The following is a 15,966-nucleotide window of genomic DNA, read 5'->3' on the forward strand; positions in this document are numbered from 1 at the left end:
CGCCGCCGCGCCGGCGCTGCCGCCGGCCGCCGCGCCGGCCCCGATCCCGGCGCCGGCCGCGGCGCCCGCTGCCGAGGCGCCGCGGCCGCAGGGCGCGGAGCGGCAGGTGCTGGTGGTCGAGGACGATCCCCGTTTCGCGCACGTCCTGGGCGAGGTTGCCCGCGAGCACGGCTTCGGGAGCCGCGTCGCGGCCACCGCGAGCGAGGCGCTGCGGCTGGCGCGCGAGATGCAGCCCAGCGGCATCCTGCTCGACGTCGGGCTGCCCGACCAGTCGGGGCTCGGCGTGCTCGAGCAGCTCAAGCGCGACCCGGCGACGCGCCACCTGCCGGTGCATGTGGTGTCCGGCGAGGACCATTCGCGCACCGCGCTCGAGCTCGGCGCGGTCGGCTACCTGCTCAAGCCCGCGGCGCGCGAGGACCTGGTGGCCGCGCTTGAGCGGCTGCAGCAGCGGCTGAAGCACCGGGTGCGGCGCGTGCTGATCGTCGAGGACGACCCGGGGCTGCGCGAGAACCTCGGCCTGCTGCTGCGCGGCGAGCAGGTGGAGATCACGGCGGTGGGGCGCATGGACGAGGCGCTCGAGCAGCTCGGGCGCGACACCTTCGACTGCATGGTGCTGGACCTGACGCTGCCCGACGGCTCGGGCTACGAGCTGCTCGACCGCATGGCCGAGGGCGAGAAGTACGCCTTCCCGCCGGTGATCGTCTACACCGGGCGCATGCTGTCGGCCGACGAGGAGCAGCGGCTGCGGCGCTACTCGAACTCGATCATCCTCAAGGGCGCGAGGTCGCCCGAGCGGCTGCTCGACGAGGTGACGCTGTTCCTGCACAGCGTCGAGTCGGCGCTGCCGGCCGAGCAGCAGCGCATGCTGCGCCAGGCGCGGCAGCGCGACTCGGTGCTCGAGGGCCGGCGCATCCTGCTGGCCGAGGACGACGTGCGCAACATCTTCGCGATGTCGGGCGTGTTCGAGCCTCTCGGCGTGAAGCTCGAGATCGCGCGCAACGGCCGCGAGGCGCTCGAGCGGCTGGAGCGGGCCGACGACATCGACCTGGTGCTGATGGACGTGATGATGCCGGAGATGGACGGGCTCACCGCGATGCAGCGCATCCGCGAGCGGCCCGAGTGGACGGGCCTGCCGGTGATCGCCCTGACGGCCAAGGCGATGCCCGACGACCGCCGCCGCTGCCTGGAGGCCGGCGCCAACGACTACGTGGCCAAGCCGATCGACATCGACCGGCTGGTGTCGCTGTGCCGGGTGTGGATGCGCAAGTGAGGTGGCGATGGATTCCAGCTTCGACGACGACGGCGACCGGCTCTTCGACCTGGAGGTCAGGCTGCTGCTCGAGGCGGTCTACCTGCGCTGGGGGCACGACTTCCGCGACTATGCGGCGGCCTCGCTGCGCCGGCGCATGCGGCAGGCGCTGGAGCACTTCGGCTGCGAGCGGCTCGCGCAGCTGCAGGAGCGCGTGCTGCGCGAGCCGGCGGTGTTCGAGCGGCTGCTGCAGTTCCTCACCGTGCAGGTGAGCGAGATGTTCCGCGACCCGGAGTACTTCCGCGCGCTGCGCGAGGAGGTGCTGCCGGTGCTGCGCACCTACCCGTCGGTGAAGGTCTGGGTGGCCGGCTGCAGCCGCGGCGAGGAGGCCTGGTCGATGGCGATCCTGCTGGCCGAGGAGGGGCTGCTCGAGCGCAGCCTGATCTACGCCACCGACATCAATCCCGAGGCGCTGCGCGACGCCGAGGCGGGCGTCTACGCGCTCGACCGCCTGCCGCAGTTCAGCCGCAACTATCAGCGCGCCGGCGGCCGCGGCTCGCTCGGCGACCACTACGTGGCGGCCTACGAGCGCGCGGCCTTCGACCGGCGCCTGAGGAGCCGCATGGTCTTCGCCGACCACAGCCTCGCCACCGACAGCGTGTTCTCCGAGGTGCACCTCGTGTCCTGCCGCAACGTGCTGATCTACTTCAACCGCCCGCTGCAGGACCGCGCGATCGGCCTGTTCCGCGACGCGCTGGTGCACCGGGGCTTCCTCGGGCTCGGCAACCGCGAGACGCTGCAGTTCGGCGCGCATGCCGAGGCCTTCGAGCCGGTGGCGCGCGCCGAGCGCATCTACCGGCGACGCTGAGCGCCGGCGGCACGGCCTCATGGAACCGATGCCCTTTCCCGACGTCGACGCGATCGTGATCGGCGCCTCCGCGGGCGGCGTGGAGGCGCTGCAGCGCCTGCTCGGCAGCCTGCCGGCGGGGCTTGCCCCTGCGGTGCTGGTGGTCTTGCACCTGCCGCGCGAAACTTCGGGCAGTCTGCCTCAGGTGCTGGGGCGGCGCTGCGCGCTGCCGGTGCTCGAGGCGCTGGACAAGCAGCCGCTCGCCGGCGGCAGCGTCGTGCTGGCGCCGGCCGGCTACCATCTGCTGGTGGAAAGGGAACGAACGCTGGCGCTTTCGGTCGATCCACCGGTGCTGCACTCGCGTCCGGCGATCGATCCGCTGTTCGAGTCCGCCGCCCTCGTCTACGGAGCGCGCCTGCTGGCGCTGCTGCTCACCGGCGCGAGCCGCGACGGCAGCGAGGGACTGGCGGCGGTGCGGCGACACGGCGGCACGGCCTGGGTGCAGGACCCGGCCACCGCGGTCGCTTCCACGATGCCGGCGAGCGCGCTCGCGCATGCGGGGGCCGACGCGGTGCTGTCCCTGGATGAAATTTCCCTGCGCTTGTCCCGCGCGAAGGTCCGATGAAACAAGATGCTCAGTCGCCGCAGGGCGAGGACGTGCCGGTGCTGGTGGTCGACGACGTCGAGCAGAACCTCCTCGCGATGGAGGCGCTGCTCGCGCGTCCCGGCATCCGCGTGCTGACGGCGCGCGGCGGCGTGGAGGCGCTCGAGCTGCTGCTGCGCCACGAGGTCGCGGTGGCGCTGCTCGACGTGCAGATGCCGGAGATGGACGGCTTCACGCTCGCCGAGCTGATGCTCGGCGCCGAGCGCACGCGCGCCGTGCCGATCATCTTCCTCACCGGCCGCACCGAGGAGCCGCAGCGCACCTTCCGCGCCTACGGCGCCGGCGCGGTCGACTTCCTGCACAAGCCGGTCGAGCCGCAGGTGCTGCTCGCGAAGGTGGGCGTGTTCGTCGAGCTGTTCCTGCAGCGGCGCCAGCTGCGCGAGCGCATGGCCGAGCTCGAGCGCGTCATCCGCCTCAACGAGACGATGGCCGCGGTGCTGACGCACGACCTGCGCACGCCGCTGTCGGCGATCTCGCTGGGGGCCGAGATCGTGCGCCGCTCGGCCGAGAGCGAGACGGTGCGGCAGGCCGGCGCGCGCATCCGCTCCAGCAGCGCGCGCATGGCACGCATGATCGACCAGCTGCTCGACTTCTCGCGCATCCGCTCCGGCATGCTGCACGTCGAGCCGCGGCCGGGCAACCTGCTGGCGACCTGCGAGGCGGCGGTGGCCGAGATCCGCCAGGCCCGCCCCGAGGCCCGCATCGATCTCGACGGACAGGGCGAGCTCGACGCCGAGTTCGATCCCGACCGCATGATGCAGGTGTTCAACAACCTGATCGACAACGCGGTGCAGCACGGCGCGGCCGGCGTGCCGGTGGGGGTGGAGCTCGATGGCCGCGCGCCCGCGCAGGTCCGGGTGCGGGTGCGCAATACCGGGACGGTGCCCGAGCAGGCGCGCGCCGAGCTGTTCACACCCTTCCGCAGCCGGCCGCAGAAGGACTCCGCAGGCCTGGGCCTCGGCCTCTACATCGTCGACCAGTTCGTGCGCGCCCACGGCGGCAGGGTGGAGTGCTGCAGCGGGACCGGGGGCGAGACGGTCTTCGAGCTGCAGCTGCCGCGGCGGGTGCCGGCGGCGGGCTGAAACCGCGGGCCCCCTGGCGCAAGGGGGGGTGGGCACGGCGCCTGCCGTGCGGAGCTTCGACAAGCAAGGCGGTGTGCCGCGTCCCGGAGGTCGCGGCGCGTCGCCCCCACCTTCCCGCGGAGCACGCCCATGAGCCTGGAGAAGACCGTCTTCGCCTTCTTCATCGTCCTCGCGCTGACGCTGAACTTCGGCTTCTTCTACGGCGCGAGCGACGACCTGTCGCACCACAGCCCCTACACGCTGTTCGCGGCGCTGGTCGCCAACCTGGTGGCGATGGTGCTGAAGTTCGGCGACCGCACCCATGTCGGCGCGACGATGCTCGCCACCAGCGTCGCGGCCAACCTGCACCTGATCGCCGCGAGCGTGCTGTGGGCGGTGGCGAGCCAGGTCTACGCCGCCGGCAACGAGCAGAACGTGATCGCGGCGGTGGTGTCGCTCGCCGGCGGCGCGCTGATCGCCAACATCGTCTCGGTGGTGCTGCTGGTGGCCGAAGCGCTGAGCGTGCGGCGCTGAGGCGGTGGCCGCGACAGGGCACGCATGACCAGCAGCATCTTCCTCTTCCTGCGCCGCCTGCGCCGGCCGCTGCTGGTGCTGATCTTCAGCTACGCGGCCGGCACGCTCGGCCTGGTGCTGATCCCCGGCGCCGACGCCGAGGGCCGGCCGGTGCACCTCGACTTCCTGCACGCCTTCTACATCGTCACCTACACCGGCACGACGATCGGCTTCGGCGAGATCCCCTACGCATTCACGCCGCTGCAGCGGCTGTGGATGATCGTGACGATCTACGTGACCGTCATCGCCTGGGTCTACTCGATCGGCTCGATCATCGCCACGCTGCAGGAGCCGGCGCTGCGCCGCGTGATCGCGCAACGCCGCTTCGAGCGCGAGGTGCGCGGCATCGACCAGCCCTTCTACCTGGTGTGCGGCCACGGCGACACCGGCGCGATGATCGTGCGCGAGCTGCGCCGCTACGGCTACGCGGTGGTGGTGCTCGACATCGTGATGGAGCGGCTCGACGAGCTCTCGCTGCTCGACCTCGGCATGCCCATTCCCGCCTTCTGCTACGACGCGTCGCAGCCGGACAACCTCGTCGCGGCCGGCCTGAGGCATCCGCGCTGCATCGGCGTGCTCGGCTTCACCGGCAGCGACGAGGTCAACCTCGCGGTGGCGATGGCGGCGCGGCTGCTCAACCCGCGCGTCCCCGCGATCTGCCGCAGCTACAGCGCCGAGACCGCGGCCAACATGGCCTCCTTCGGCACGCGCCACATCGTCAATCCCTTCGCCGTGATCTCCGAGCGCGTGCGCCTGGCCTTCCGCGCGCCGAGCGCGCTCGCGATCCACGACTGCCTGACCAGCAGCTACCGCACGCCGGTCGAGCCGCCGCTGCGCATGCCGCGCGGCCACTGGGTGGTGTGCGGGCACGGCCGCTTCGGCAGCGCGGTGGTCGAGCAGCTGCTCGCGGCCGGCAACACGGTGCGCGTGATCGAGCCCGACGCGAGGCGGCTGCCCGACCTGCCCGGCACGGTGTTCGGCCGCGGCACCGAGGCGCCGGCGCTGCTGGAGGCCGGCATCGCCGAGGCCGACGGCATCGTCGCCGGCACCGACAACGGCATCAACAACCTGTCGATCGTCGTCACCGCGCGCGAGCTGAACCCGCGCGTCTTCACGACGGCGCGGCAGGTCACGCAGGGCGAGCGGCTGCTGTTCAAGCAGGCGGGGCTGGACCTGCGCGTGCGGCTCACCTACCTGGCGGCGACCGAGGCGGTCGAGCTGCTGCGCAACCCGCTGCTGCCCTGCTTCCTCGATCACCTCAACGAATGCGAGGAGCCCTGGGCCGCGGCGCTGCTGTCGCGGCTGGCGGCCGTGATCGGCGACGCGTCGCCGACGACCTGGAGCGTGACGCTGGCGCCGGGCTCGGCGCCGGCGCCGAGCGCCGCGCTGGCGGCGGGGCACCCGGTCACCCTCGGCCTGCTGCTGCGCAACCCGCGCACGCGCGCGCGGCCGCTGGCCGCGGTCGCGCTGCTGCTGCGGCGCGAGGGGCGCAGCATCGTGCTGCCCGACGAGGAGCTGCCGCTGCGGCCCGGCGACGAGCTGCTGTTCTGCGGCCTGCGCCATGCGGAGCAGCGCATGTGCTGGGCGCTGCAGAACGTGGACGTGCTGAACTACCTCGCCACCGGCGCCGAGCGTCCCAGCGGCTGGGTCTGGCGCTGGCTGGCGCGCCGCCGCGGGAGCGGCGCGCAGCCGCGCGCGTGAACCGGGGGCTCAGCCGGCCGCGAGGCGCCACACGCCGCAGAAGTTGTTCGCCGGCATCTCGATGCGCGCCGCCTCCTCGAGCCCGGCCTGCGCCGCCAGCGCCGACACCGCCTCGAAGTCGCGCAGGCCGCGGTGGGGCGCGCCGTCCTTCAGCGCCGCATCGAAGGCCGCGTTGCTGTCGCTCGTGAAGCGCCCGCCGATGCGGAAGGGCCCGTAGACCACCAGCACGCCGGGCGGCGCGAGCACCGCGGGCAGCCGCGCGAACAGCGCCTGCACCTCGGGCCAGGACATGATGTGCAGCGTGTTGGCGCTGAACACCGCGTCGACCGGGGCCAGCCCGGGCCAGGGCGCGGCCACGTCGAGCGCGAGCGGCGGCGGGGTGTTGGGCAGCGCCGCCTCGTCGAGCCACATGCGCAGCCCCGGCAGCGCCTCGGGCCGCTCGGAGGTCTGCCAGGCGAGGTGCGGCATCGCCGCGGCGAAGTGCACCGCATGCTGGCCGGTGCCGCTGCCGATCTCGAGCACGCGCGAGCAGCCGGCGAAGCGCTCGCGCAGCACCGCGAGGATCGGGTCGCGGTTGCGATCGCAGGCGGGCGCGTAGGGTTTCGTGTCGGGCATCATGCGGCGCATTGTCGGCCGCATCGCGCCGGCCCGCGGCGCGGGGGCATTCAGAGCTGGAAGGCGAACAGCTCCGGCTGGCCGCGGCGGTGCACGCGCAGCCACGTCAGCGTGGCCGGCACCAGCGAGCGCACCGCGAACCACAGCGCCTCGTCCTGCGCCGGGCCGCCGCCCGCGCCCATGTGGTGCATGCAGGCGCGCCAGCCCTCCCAGTCGAGCTCGGGCAGGCGCCGGCGCAGCCCGGGCGGCATGTGCGCCAGCGTCGACGCGATCGTGGCGAGCTGGCGGGCCGCCTCCGCGCGGGTCAGGCGCGAGCGCAGGAACTCCTCGTCGCCGAAGCCCTCGGTCAGCACCAGCACCGCGGTGCAGGCCTCCTCGACGATGGCGAGCTGCGCGGCGGCGAGCATCGCTCAGTCCCGGGCTTCGGCGCCGAGCGCGACGGCGAAGTCGGCCAGCGGCAGCTCGATGCGCCGGATGCCCTGCTCCCGCAGGAAGCGCTCTTCCATGCGCGTCGGCGTCCCGGGCAGCACCGCCCAGTGCGTGTCGCTCGAGCGCTTCATGATCTGGCGCGCGAAGCTGCGCGCGAGCTGGTCGTCGAAGCGGCAGCCGAGGAACAGGAAGCTGCGCCCGGCGCGCAGCGCCTGCACCTCCGGGGGGATCGGCGTCTGGATGTCGATCTCGGTGAGCACTTCCACGTGGTCCGAGTCCGACACCAGGTAGTTGCCGGCCGGGAAGCGGCTGCCGAGCGGCTTGTAGACGAGGGTGCGCCAGCCGCCCGCCGAAGGCGCGGGCGCGCCCGCGGCGTCGTAGGCGCGGTGCCAGGTGCCGAAGTGCTCGGACTGCGACAGGCCCTGGATCTGGCCCCAGTCCGACGCCTTGCGCTCGGCGGCCATCGCGGCGAGCAGCGCGTCGTCGTACCAGGTGTCGACCAGCAGCGGCGCGCGGCTGCGCGCGACGAGCCGGTGCAGCGCCGAGGGCTCGGGCGTGCGCTGGAATGCCTCGTTCATCAGCGCGACCAGGCTCTTGCGGTGCTTGAAGCTCTCGATGTACTGCGCCGCGGCGCTCAGGCGCTTGCGGATCTTGTGCGGCACGGTGGCCTTCGCGGTCAGCAGCGCGACCAGCGCCTCGGGCGTGGCGGGCACGCCCGCGTGCGCGAGCGGCGCGAGCAGGCCGGGGCCGAGGTAGGGCACGACGCCGCCGGCCTGCAGCCGGGCGGCGATCTCGCGCAGTGTCGAAGCGGTGTCGCTCATCGGGGGCTCCGGGTGGGGGCGGGATCAGTAGATTGCGGCGCCGGCGCCGACGTTGACCGAGCTGTCCTTCAGCGTCTTGACGATGAACTTCACCTGCCCGGCGTCGAGATGGGCGTGCAAGGGCAGGGCGAGCGCGCGGTCGCCGATGCGCTCGGTGTCGGGGAGCTGGCCGCGGCGCGCGCCGAGCTGCTGGTAGTGGAACTGCTGGTGCAGCGGATGGCAGTAGGCGGCGGCCTCGATGCCGCAGGATGCCAGGTCCTCCACCATCTGCTGGCGCGCGCTCGCGGTGAAGCGCTTGCCGAGGTGCACGACGTAGAGCATCCAGTGCACCTCGTCGACGTCCTCGGCGACGTAGGGCGGCTTGATACCCTCGAAGCTCTGCATCTCGTCGTGGTACCAGGCCTCGACCTGCTTGCGCCGCGCGAGCAGGGCGTCGATGCGGCCGAGCTGCGTCAGCCCGAGCGCGGCGGTGAGCTCGCTCATGCCGCCCTGCAGCGGCACGCGTGCGCCGACCGAGACCGAGCCGCGGTCCTCGGGCCGGCGCGAGCGCAGGTAGCGCAGCTCCGTCGCGAGCGCGTCGTTGTCGGTGACGAGCATGCCACCCTCGCCGCAGCACAGCGCCGAGGGCTGCGAGAAGTCGAACACCGCGACGTCGCCGAAGCTGCCGCAGGGCCTGCCCGCGTAGCGCGAGCCGATCGACTCGGTGCAGTCCTCGATCAGCGGCAGCTGGTAGGTGGCGGCGAGCCCGCGCAGCGCCTTCCAGGCCGCCGGGTGGCCGTTGGCGTTGCCCGCGAGGATCGCGCGGGTGTCGGTGGTGATGCGCGCCGCCGCCTTGGTCGGCGACAGCGTGCCGGACCAGTAGTCGATGTCGGCGAACACCGGCGTCGCGCCCGCCAGCGGGATCGCGTGCGCGACCTGGTGCCAGGAGTAGGCCGGCGCGATCACCTCGTCCCAGGGCTGGATGCCGAGCGCGCGCAGCGCGAGCCAGGTGCCGATCGTGCCGCTCGCGACCGCCACCGCGTGCCCGCGGCCCACCCAGCGCGCGAACGCGTTCTCGAAGGCCTCGACCACCGGCCCTGCGGACAGGCGCGGCGCATGCAGCACCGCCTTCGCCGCATCGAGCTCGAGCGGGCTCAGGTCGGGGTCGGACAGGGCGATCCAGTCGGCATCGGCATGGCTCATGGCGGGCTCCGTGGCTTGTCTAGGCTTCGGTGAGGACGAGCGCGCCGGCGGCGGCGAGCTCGCGCGTGACGGTCCAGCAGTGGCCGTCGGTGGACATCAGGTAGATGCTGCGGCCGCCGGCCTGCGCGCTCGGTGTCTCGTCGCGCATGTCGAGCGCATCGAGCACCAGCGTGCGCAGTGCCGGCAACTGCCGGCGCAGCCGGGTGGCGGCGGCATGCACGTCCGGCGCCGCGGCCAGCAGCGCGCGCGCCGCGTCGAACTGCTCGGGGGTGAGGGCCATCGTGCGGGCCTCCCTCAGCCGCCGGCGACGCGGCGCGCCTCGACGGTGATCGGCAGCGCCGTCGCGGCGTCCATCTCGGGCAGCGCGAGCTGCCAGCCGTTGGCGAGCGTGACGAGGCCGCCCCACATCTGCGGCCGCTCCATCGAGACGATCGGCTCCTCGAGATCCTTCTTCGGCACGTAGGCCGACAGGGCGCCTTTGGAATCCTTGCGGATCATGACTTTCATGGGGCTCTCCAGTGGGTGTCCGGTGGGGGGCAGGCGGTGCGTGCGGCCTCGGCCAGCAGCGGCCCGAGCGCGTCGCCGAGGCGCGCGACGACGCGGCCGACCTCGGCCCTGGTCGCGGTGGCGCCGAGCGACAGCCGCACCGCGCACAGCGCCTCGTCGCGCGGCACGCCCATCGCGAGGAGCACGTGCGAGGGCTGGCTGCCGCCGGAGGAGCAGGCCGAGCCGGCGGCGGCGACGAGGCCGACGCGCTCCAGGCGGGCGAGCACGAGCTCGGCGGGCAGCGTCCCGAAGCGCAGGTAGCTGGTGTTGGGCAGCCGCGGGCAGGCGGCGCCGTAGACCCGGGTGCCGGGCAGGCGCGCGAGCAGCTCCCGCTCGAGCGCGTCGCGCAGGGCGGCAGTGGCCGCGGCCCGCTCGGCCAGCGGCGGGCCGGCCAGCAGCGCCTCGGCCGCGGCGGCGAAGCCGGCGATGCCGGGCAGGTTCTCGGTGCCGCCGCGCCGGCCGCGCTCCTGGCTGCCGGCGAGCAGCGCCGGCCACTGCAGGCCCTGGCGCACCAGCAGCGCGCCGACGCCCTTGGGTCCGTGCAGCTTGTGCGCCGACAGCGACACGAGGTCGGCGCCGCAGTCCTGGAAGCGGAAGGGCAGCTTGCCGGTCCACTGCGTCGCGTCGGTGTGCAAGGGCGCGCCGCAGCCGTGCGCGAGCGCGGCGAGCTCGCCCAGCGGCATCAGCACGCCGGTCTCGTTGTTCGCGGCGAGCACCGAGACGAGCGCGACATCCGCGCCCATCAGCGCGCGCGCGGCCTCGAGGTCGAGCGCGCCGTCGCCGCGCACCGGGATCAGGTCCACGCGCACGCCCTCGTCCTGCAGCCGCTGCGCGAGCCGCATCACGCCGGCATGCTCGACCGCGCCGAGCACGAGGCGATCGCGCCCCGGCTCGCGGCCGAGCGCGCCGAGCAGCGCGGCGTGGTTGGCCTCGGTGGCGCCGCTGGTGAACACGATCTCGGCGGGCCGGCAGCCGAGCAGCCGCGCGACGCTCGAGCGCGCCGCCGCGAGGCGCTGCCTCGCCTGCTGCCCCGGCGCGTGCGACGAGGAGGCATTGGCCCAGCAGCGGCTCATGCAGTCCGCCACCGCCTGCACCACCGCGGGCAGCGGCGGCGTGGTGGCGTTGTGGTCGAGGCAGATCCCGTCCATCGCGCTGCCTTCCCCTCAGGGCCAGAAGATCCGTTGCGGGTCGAGGCACAGCGTGTCGAGCAGCTCGGCGAGCTGCGCCGCCTCGTTGTGCCGCCGCCACTCGCTGCGCGCGTGGTCCCGCGCATGCAGACGCCAGCCGCCCTGCGGCAGCCGCTGCAGCCAGGCGACGTCGATCGGGCCGCCGGCGGGATCGACGTTGCGCGAGCAGCAGGGGCTCCTCACGCGCCAGCCGCTGCCCTCGCGCAGCACCTGCGGCTGCACGTAGCGGTAGCGCACCCGCTCGCGCAGCGCGCGCTGGATGCGCGCCTGCTCCAGGCTCGCCACCTTGCCGGCCGGCGGCAGCGGCATGCCGGGGGACTGGCGCATCGCGGCCCCCCTCATGCGGCGGCCGTCGCGCGCGGGAGTGCGCGCGGCGACGCGGGCGCGATCTCCTCCTCGAGGCAGCCGATCACGCGGCCGCCCTCGAACTCGACCAGGTAGACGGGCACCCCGGCCTCGGCGTGGTGGCCGACCTGCACGATCTCGCCGAGGCTGCCCGCGGGCGCGAGCAGCGCGTCGGCCGGCTGCTCGGGATAGCTGCCGTCGTTGGCCAGGTCGATCTGCGCGGCCACGCGCTGGCCCCAGCGGAAGCGGGGTTCACGGATGTCGATCATGGCGCTCTGCTCCCGTGAGGGTCCTCAGCCGCGCGAGCTTCTCGGGGCCGAGCCGCGCGAGGATGTCCTCGGGCAGGTGGTCGAGCGTCATCAGCTCCTTGGCGCGCATGCCGACCCGGTAGCCGTGCTCGACGAACTCGACGGCGAAGATGTAGTACTGCTGCAGGAAGGTGCCGATCGAGGTGACGTAGCCGATGTCGCCCTTGCCGACCAGCACCTCGCCGATGTCGCGGCCCCGGAAGGTGCCGTCGTTGCGGACCGTCGTGCGGCTCACCACGCGCTCGCCGATGCGAAAGCGCGGCGGCCCGCCGAGCTCGATCACGTCCTCGTCGCGCCGGATGTCAGCCATGGCTTGCTCCCTGGGGATCACGCGTGTCCCGGTCGTGCGGGGCGGGATTCATCGCCGCTTCCTCCTCGTCCGCACGGCGCTCAGGACGCGAGCGTCGCGGCCGGCCGGATCGACGCGATGTCGATCTTCGCCAAGCCGGGCGGCGCGGAGGACGCGCCGCTCGAGCCGCAGGCGCAGGCGCCGGCGTTCGGGTTGAGGAAGCTCAGGCCGGCGGAGGTGGCGGTCTCGGCGAAGTCGATCGTGACGCCCTCGAGCAGCAGGCGGCTGTCGGCCGGCAGGAAGATGCGCAGGCCCTCGTGCACCAGCGTCTCGTCGCCGGCGCGCGGTCCGGCCTCGACGCTGAGCTCCGACGTGTAGCCCGAGCAGCCGCCTGCGGCCACCGTCAGGCGCAGGCCCGCGCCCTCGGGCAGGCCCGAGAAGCGCACGAAGCGGCGCATGAACCTGTCCGCCGCGGGGGTGATGGTGAGGTTCGGCAGCATGGCGCCTCAGACCTTGACGATGCAGCCGTCCACCGGGCAGACCGCGACGCACTGCGGGTCGTCGTAGTGGCCCTCGCACTCCGTGCACTTGGCCGGATTGATGAGGAAGGTGCCGCCCTTCTCGCGGATGGCGTCGTTCGGGCACTCGGGCTCGCAGGCGGAGCAGCCGGAGCAGGTGGAGGCGATGATCTTGAGGGCCATTTCGGTTCTCCTTTCGGGTCGTGGGGCTTGCGTGGGGCGGGTGGTGACGTTCCGCTTTCTGCGCGCGGCTTCCGGGCCGCGGCTTCAGGCCGCGGCGGCGGACGTGAAGGCGCCCTGGCGGATCGCGGCGTCGCCGCGGTCCCGGTGCCCGGTGTCGCCGCGCGCGACGCGCTCGCGGTAGCCGGCGAACCAGTCGAGGGCCGCGCGCTCGATGAACTCGTGCGCGTAGGCATCCACCGGCTCGATGCCGGCGGCCTCGAGCTCGTCCTTCGGGCAGGCGCCGATCTTGGCGACGAGCACCGCGTGGCAGTCGTTGATCGCTCGCACGATCGAGGGCAGCTGCCCGTCCTCGCCGTAACCGCCCTGGCAGTACTGGTCGACGCGGCGGTGGCCGACGAAGACGGCGGCGATGGCCGTGACCTCGTAGATCTGGAACTCGCGGACGTGGCCGAAGTGCTCGTTGACGCGGCCGCCGCCCTTGGTGGCGACGGCGACGAGGACCTTCATGCCGTCGTCGGCTGCGGCCTTGGCGACCGCGGCCTGCCGGGCGGCGACCTGCGCCTGGCGCTCGGCCTCGACCTTCTCCTGGTACTCGCGGCGGCGGTCGAGGTCGTAGACGACTTCCAGCGCCTCGATGCGGTCGAGCGTGAACTCGTCGCTGCGGTCCTCGCCGAGCAGGCCGACCGCGTCGGCGCGGCACTGGCGGCAGTGGCGCATGAGGTTCGCGCCGCCGGCGCAGGCGTCCTGCACCGCCTTGAGCTCCTGGGCGGTCGGGCCGCGCTGGCCGGTCAGGCCGAAGTAGGTGCCGTGCTCGGCCTCCGAGATCAGCGGCATGATGTTGTGCAGGAAGGCGCCGCGCTTCTTGACCTCGCGGTTGACTTCCAGGAGGTGCGCGTCGTTGATGCCGGGGATCAGCACCGAGTTGATCTTGGTGAGCACGCCGCGCGCGCTGAGCATCTCCAGGCCCTTCATCTGCTGCTCGTGCAGGATGCGGGCGGCCTCGATGCCGGTGACGCGGCGGTGGTTCCAGAAGATCCACGGATAGATCCTCGCGCCGATCTCCGGGTCGACCATGTTGATCGTGATCGTGACGTGGTCGATGTTGTACCGGCAGATCTCGTCCACCATCTCCGGCAGCGCCAGGCCGTTGGTCGAGACGCACAGCTTGATGTCGGGCGCCTTCTGCTGCAGCAGCCGGAAGGTCTCGAAGGTCTTCCTCGGGTTGGCCAGCGCGTCGCCGGGGCCGGCGATGCCGAGCACCGTCATCTGCGGGATCTCGCTCGCGACCGCGAGCACCTTCTTCACCGCCTGCTCGGGCGTGAGCTTCTGCGACACGACGCCCGGGCGCGACTCGTTCGAGCAGTCGTACTTGCGGTTGCAGTAGTTGCACTGGATGTTGCAGGCCGGCGCGACCGCGACATGCATGCGGGCGTAGTGGTGGTGCGCCTCCTCGGAATAGCAGGGGTGGTCCTTGATCTTTTCCCAGATCTCGGGCGGCATGTCGTCGGGGCCGGCGGAGGAGCCGCAGCTCGAGCTGCCCGCATCGCCCGCGGTGGAGCAGCCCGACGCGGCCGGCGCGTCGAGCGCGGCGCCCAGGGGCCTGATCTGGCCGAGGGAGATGTAGGCGGTGGACGGGGAACTCGTGGGCTGCATGATCTACCTTTCCGGGAGGGCGCTGGGCCGTCGCTGCATGGCGGAAAGCCAGATCTGTGCCAAATGGAAAAATCAATGAAATCAATGACTTGGCGTGGGGGCCCGGTGCGTGGCCGAAGGGGCGGCGACAAACGCGCCGCGGCGTGTCGGGCTTGCGACAAACCCCACAGCGGCGATCGGCACCTCGTGGCGCTCACGGTGTGAGCCTCCGTGGCACGTGCCTTGCGTCGAGGTCCTGCCGGTTCCCTCCAGGAGTAGCGCATGCCGGCCCATCCCGACCTCGCCCTGCACGAAAGACTGCTGCGTTGCGCGCGCGAGCCCCGTGAGGCCGCGACGCTGGCACTGGCCGGCGTGATGACGCTGGCGGCGACGCGGCCGAGCGGCTACCGCAGCCCGATCGTCGGGCTCTCCCCCGGGGACTGGGCGGCGCTGGAGGCGCGGTTCTTTCCGGGCGCCGGGCTGGCGCTGCTGCCTCGGGACGAGGCGCCGCGCGGCGAGTTCGACGAGTTCGACGATCTGGTGCGGCTGCTGGCGGAGCACGCAGCGCCGCAGGCCCGGGATGCCTCGACGGCGCGCTGGCTCGCGCATGCGATCGCGACCGCCTGCACTGCGGCGAACCACCTCTGGCAGGACCTGGGTTTGCCGGGGCGCGGTGTCCTCAACCAGCTGATGCAGGAGCACTTCCCCGCGCTGCGCCGCCGCAACGGCGCGGACATGAAGTGGAAGAAGTTCTTCTACCGCTGCCTGTGCGAACAGGCGGAGGTGCTGATCTGCAAGGCGCCGAGCTGCTCCGCCTGCAGCGACCGGGCGCTGTGTTTCGGTGCGGAATCGGGCAGGGTGCTGCTGCCGCCGGCCATCGAGTCGGTTTCCGGGGCGCAACCTCCCCTGGCAGGAGGAGCAGGCGTCCGGGGCGTCCGCTGAGCAGCGGCCGCGGCCGCACGGGAAGACGGGGTTCGCGGCGGGAAAATCGCGCGGCAGGCTTTGCACGCTCCGGCTCGTCCGAGCGCTCGGGCGGCGCCCGCCCGCGAGCGGCGGGATCGTTTCCTGCATCCCCACGCCGTGCCGCACCGGCGGCAGGCACGTGAATCTCGCGCCGTTTCAAGGACTTGCGTTTCGCACTCGGGCAGTCGCCCCGGAGGACCGCAACTCCGGGGGGGACTGGGGGCGGAACGGGTTCGCTTGTTGCTTTGCCCTGCGTCAGATTCGAGTAAGTCTCCTGGCAGGTCGCCTTCCGGGGAGTGACACCGGAAATCCACGGACTGCCGACCCATCGACCTTCTTGCGCCTTCCTTCGGGAATGGGAGCTGACATGAGCGACGCTGCTGCCTTCATGCTGACCGCCTTCTGCATGGCGGTCCTGTTCGGGGTCTGGCACTTCCTGTTCGAGCGCATCCCGCTGGAGTCGCTGGGCCGAGAGCGGGTGCAACGGGTGCTCGAGCAGGTCTCGCCGGCGCGACGCGAGCGCATCCTGTCGCGCGGCTGGACCACGCGCGACGAGTGGATGACGATCAACATCCGCCGGTGCTGGCGGGAGGGGGCGGGCACCGCGGCCTCGGCGGACAGGGACGAGGCCTGAAGCTCCGGTGACTGAAACGACGGACCCCCCGGGCGCAGAGGCGCCCGGGACCCGAGCCGGGCCTCGTGCGCAAGCGAGTCGGGGGCGGCAGGCTGGCTTGCGCGGGTAGGAGCGCGTGCCCCGCCTTCCCTCCGGGAGGGCCGGCCCACTTGCAGGTTCGCGATGATCGCCTCGCGGCCGGGCCGCGTCGTGCAGGACCCGGCCCCACGGGAGAGCAGC

Annotated in this window: 21 protein-coding genes; 8 read left to right on the forward strand and 13 right to left on the reverse strand. The window is 73.0% G+C overall.

The genetic code is table 11. The annotated features are described in order from the left end of the window. From D3A59_RS09725 to D3A59_RS09750, 6 genes are all read left to right on the forward strand, one after another. Positions 1–1,270, forward strand: a 1,270-nt coding sequence (locus D3A59_RS09725; RefSeq protein ID WP_119154732.1) for a response regulator, incomplete at its 5' end; no start/stop codon positions are given. A 7-nt stretch (positions 1,271–1,277) separates the two neighbouring features. Then, positions 1,278–2,117 (forward strand): CheR family methyltransferase, encoded by an 840-nt coding sequence (locus D3A59_RS09730; protein WP_119154833.1) that lies wholly within the window; start codon positions 1,278–1,280, stop codon positions 2,115–2,117. 19 nt (positions 2,118–2,136) lie between these two features. Then, the gene (locus D3A59_RS09735) at positions 2,137–2,721 is read left to right on the forward strand and encodes a chemotaxis protein CheB (RefSeq protein ID WP_119154733.1); all 585 of its coding nucleotides are present in this window, start codon (positions 2,137–2,139) and stop codon (positions 2,719–2,721) included. After that, positions 2,718–3,842, forward strand: coding sequence for a hybrid sensor histidine kinase/response regulator (locus tag D3A59_RS09740; protein WP_119154734.1), 1,125 nt, complete (start codon positions 2,718–2,720; stop codon positions 3,840–3,842). The genes D3A59_RS09735 and D3A59_RS09740 overlap by 4 nt, the downstream gene beginning before the upstream one ends. Before the next feature lie 129 nt (positions 3,843–3,971). Beyond that, positions 3,972–4,355, forward strand: coding sequence for a DUF6394 family protein (locus tag D3A59_RS09745; RefSeq protein WP_119154735.1), 384 nt, complete (start codon positions 3,972–3,974; stop codon positions 4,353–4,355). 24 nt (positions 4,356–4,379) lie between these two features. Beyond that, entirely contained in the window at positions 4,380–6,095 is a 1,716-nt protein-coding gene (locus tag D3A59_RS09750) for a potassium channel family protein (protein ID WP_119154736.1), read from the forward strand. A gap of 9 nt (positions 6,096–6,104) precedes the next feature. On the opposite strand, the gene D3A59_RS09755 is transcribed toward D3A59_RS09750, so the two are convergent. The 13 genes from D3A59_RS09755 to nifB all read right to left on the reverse strand — a co-directional run bounded on the left by D3A59_RS09755 (position 6,105) and on the right by nifB (position 14,171). Continuing rightward, positions 6,105–6,722 carry a DUF938 domain-containing protein gene (locus D3A59_RS09755; protein WP_419187246.1) on the reverse strand — a complete coding sequence of 206 codons (618 nt, stop codon included), beginning with the start codon at positions 6,720–6,722 and terminating at the stop codon, positions 6,105–6,107. A 38-nt stretch (positions 6,723–6,760) separates the two neighbouring features. After that, positions 6,761–7,117 carry a ribonuclease HepT family protein gene (locus D3A59_RS09760; RefSeq protein WP_119154737.1) on the reverse strand — a complete coding sequence of 119 codons (357 nt, stop codon included), beginning with the start codon at positions 7,115–7,117 and terminating at the stop codon, positions 6,761–6,763. Between the two features lie 3 nt (positions 7,118–7,120). Beyond that, complete coding sequence (locus tag D3A59_RS09765) at positions 7,121–7,960, reverse strand: SIR2 family protein (protein WP_119154738.1); 840 nt, start codon at positions 7,958–7,960, stop codon at positions 7,121–7,123. Between the two features lie 24 nt (positions 7,961–7,984). Beyond that, positions 7,985–9,142 carry a DegT/DnrJ/EryC1/StrS family aminotransferase gene (locus D3A59_RS09770; protein WP_119154739.1) on the reverse strand — a complete coding sequence of 386 codons (1,158 nt, stop codon included), beginning with the start codon at positions 9,140–9,142 and terminating at the stop codon, positions 7,985–7,987. Between the two features lie 19 nt (positions 9,143–9,161). Next, positions 9,162–9,422: a hypothetical protein gene (locus D3A59_RS09775; RefSeq protein WP_119154740.1), complete on the reverse strand. Its 261-nt coding sequence runs from the start codon at positions 9,420–9,422 to the stop codon at positions 9,162–9,164. 14 nt (positions 9,423–9,436) lie between these two features. Further along, positions 9,437–9,649, reverse strand: a complete 213-nt coding sequence (gene nifT, locus D3A59_RS09780) for a putative nitrogen fixation protein NifT (RefSeq protein ID WP_119154741.1) — start codon at positions 9,647–9,649, stop codon at positions 9,437–9,439. Then, positions 9,646–10,836, reverse strand: a complete 1,191-nt coding sequence (locus D3A59_RS09785) for a cysteine desulfurase family protein (protein ID WP_119154742.1) — start codon at positions 10,834–10,836, stop codon at positions 9,646–9,648. The genes nifT and D3A59_RS09785 overlap by 4 nt, the downstream gene beginning before the upstream one ends. A 15-nt stretch (positions 10,837–10,851) precedes the next feature. After that, complete coding sequence (locus D3A59_RS09790; RefSeq protein WP_119154743.1) at positions 10,852–11,202, reverse strand: DUF3024 domain-containing protein; 351 nt, start codon at positions 11,200–11,202, stop codon at positions 10,852–10,854. A gap of 11 nt (positions 11,203–11,213) precedes the next feature. Next, positions 11,214–11,489, reverse strand: coding sequence for a nitrogen fixation protein NifZ (locus D3A59_RS09795; RefSeq protein ID WP_119154744.1), 276 nt, complete (start codon positions 11,487–11,489; stop codon positions 11,214–11,216). Further along, complete coding sequence (locus tag D3A59_RS09800) at positions 11,473–11,838, reverse strand: nitrogen fixation protein NifZ (protein WP_119154745.1); 366 nt, start codon at positions 11,836–11,838, stop codon at positions 11,473–11,475. The genes D3A59_RS09795 and D3A59_RS09800 overlap by 17 nt, the downstream gene beginning before the upstream one ends. 80 nt (positions 11,839–11,918) lie before the next feature. Next, positions 11,919–12,317, reverse strand: coding sequence for a HesB/IscA family protein (locus D3A59_RS09805; RefSeq protein WP_119154746.1), 399 nt, complete (start codon positions 12,315–12,317; stop codon positions 11,919–11,921). 6 nt (positions 12,318–12,323) lie between these two features. Continuing rightward, positions 12,324–12,518: a 4Fe-4S binding protein gene (locus D3A59_RS09810; RefSeq protein ID WP_119154747.1), complete on the reverse strand. Its 195-nt coding sequence runs from the start codon at positions 12,516–12,518 to the stop codon at positions 12,324–12,326. A gap of 84 nt (positions 12,519–12,602) precedes the next feature. Beyond that, the gene (gene nifB / locus D3A59_RS09815; protein WP_119154748.1) at positions 12,603–14,171 is read right to left on the reverse strand and encodes a nitrogenase cofactor biosynthesis protein NifB; all 1,569 of its coding nucleotides are present in this window, start codon (positions 14,169–14,171) and stop codon (positions 12,603–12,605) included. A gap of 261 nt (positions 14,172–14,432) precedes the next feature. Between nifB and D3A59_RS09820 the strand changes: the two genes are divergently transcribed. Together D3A59_RS09820 and D3A59_RS09825 are read left to right on the forward strand one after the other, a co-directional pair. Further along, positions 14,433–15,092 (forward strand): nitrogen fixation protein NifQ, encoded by a 660-nt coding sequence (locus D3A59_RS09820; protein WP_119154749.1) that lies wholly within the window; start codon positions 14,433–14,435, stop codon positions 15,090–15,092. 388 nt (positions 15,093–15,480) lie between these two features. Beyond that, a complete protein-coding gene (locus D3A59_RS09825) occupies positions 15,481–15,747 on the forward strand; it encodes a hypothetical protein (RefSeq protein ID WP_119154750.1) in 267 nt (88 codons plus the stop codon). Positions 15,748–15,966 lie beyond the last annotated feature (219 nt).

Origin of the sequence: Caldimonas tepidiphila, assembly GCF_003569765.1 — a bacterium.
Lineage (GTDB): Bacteria > Pseudomonadota > Gammaproteobacteria > Burkholderiales > Burkholderiaceae_C > Caldimonas > Caldimonas tepidiphila.

What these genes read in the sequence shown, in the direction of transcription:
- D3A59_RS09730 (WP_119154833.1), top strand. Translation starts at nt 1,278, where the DNA reads ATGGATTCCAGCTTCGACGACGACGGCGACCGGCTCTTCGACCTGGAG.
- D3A59_RS09735 (WP_119154733.1), top strand. Translation starts at nt 2,137, where the DNA reads ATGGAACCGATGCCCTTTCCCGACGTCGACGCGATCGTGATCGGCGCC.
- D3A59_RS09740 (WP_119154734.1), top strand. Translation starts at nt 2,718, where the DNA reads ATGAAACAAGATGCTCAGTCGCCGCAGGGCGAGGACGTGCCGGTGCTG.
- D3A59_RS09745 (WP_119154735.1), top strand. Translation starts at nt 3,972, where the DNA reads ATGAGCCTGGAGAAGACCGTCTTCGCCTTCTTCATCGTCCTCGCGCTG.
- D3A59_RS09750 (WP_119154736.1), top strand. Translation starts at nt 4,380, where the DNA reads ATGACCAGCAGCATCTTCCTCTTCCTGCGCCGCCTGCGCCGGCCGCTG.
- D3A59_RS09755 (WP_419187246.1), bottom strand. Translation starts at nt 6,722, where the DNA reads ATGCGCCGCATGATGCCCGACACGAAACCCTACGCGCCCGCCTGCGAT.
- D3A59_RS09760 (WP_119154737.1), bottom strand. Translation starts at nt 7,117, where the DNA reads ATGCTCGCCGCCGCGCAGCTCGCCATCGTCGAGGAGGCCTGCACCGCG.
- D3A59_RS09765 (WP_119154738.1), bottom strand. Translation starts at nt 7,960, where the DNA reads ATGAGCGACACCGCTTCGACACTGCGCGAGATCGCCGCCCGGCTGCAG.
- D3A59_RS09770 (WP_119154739.1), bottom strand. Translation starts at nt 9,142, where the DNA reads ATGAGCCATGCCGATGCCGACTGGATCGCCCTGTCCGACCCCGACCTG.
- D3A59_RS09775 (WP_119154740.1), bottom strand. Translation starts at nt 9,422, where the DNA reads ATGGCCCTCACCCCCGAGCAGTTCGACGCGGCGCGCGCGCTGCTGGCC.
- nifT (WP_119154741.1), bottom strand. Translation starts at nt 9,649, where the DNA reads ATGAAAGTCATGATCCGCAAGGATTCCAAAGGCGCCCTGTCGGCCTAC.
- D3A59_RS09785 (WP_119154742.1), bottom strand. Translation starts at nt 10,836, where the DNA reads ATGGACGGGATCTGCCTCGACCACAACGCCACCACGCCGCCGCTGCCC.
- D3A59_RS09790 (WP_119154743.1), bottom strand. Translation starts at nt 11,202, where the DNA reads ATGCGCCAGTCCCCCGGCATGCCGCTGCCGCCGGCCGGCAAGGTGGCG.
- D3A59_RS09795 (WP_119154744.1), bottom strand. Translation starts at nt 11,489, where the DNA reads ATGATCGACATCCGTGAACCCCGCTTCCGCTGGGGCCAGCGCGTGGCC.
- D3A59_RS09800 (WP_119154745.1), bottom strand. Translation starts at nt 11,838, where the DNA reads ATGGCTGACATCCGGCGCGACGAGGACGTGATCGAGCTCGGCGGGCCG.
- D3A59_RS09805 (WP_119154746.1), bottom strand. Translation starts at nt 12,317, where the DNA reads ATGCTGCCGAACCTCACCATCACCCCCGCGGCGGACAGGTTCATGCGC.
- D3A59_RS09810 (WP_119154747.1), bottom strand. Translation starts at nt 12,518, where the DNA reads ATGGCCCTCAAGATCATCGCCTCCACCTGCTCCGGCTGCTCCGCCTGC.
- nifB (WP_119154748.1), bottom strand. Translation starts at nt 14,171, where the DNA reads ATGCAGCCCACGAGTTCCCCGTCCACCGCCTACATCTCCCTCGGCCAG.
- D3A59_RS09820 (WP_119154749.1), top strand. Translation starts at nt 14,433, where the DNA reads ATGCCGGCCCATCCCGACCTCGCCCTGCACGAAAGACTGCTGCGTTGC.
- D3A59_RS09825 (WP_119154750.1), top strand. Translation starts at nt 15,481, where the DNA reads ATGAGCGACGCTGCTGCCTTCATGCTGACCGCCTTCTGCATGGCGGTC.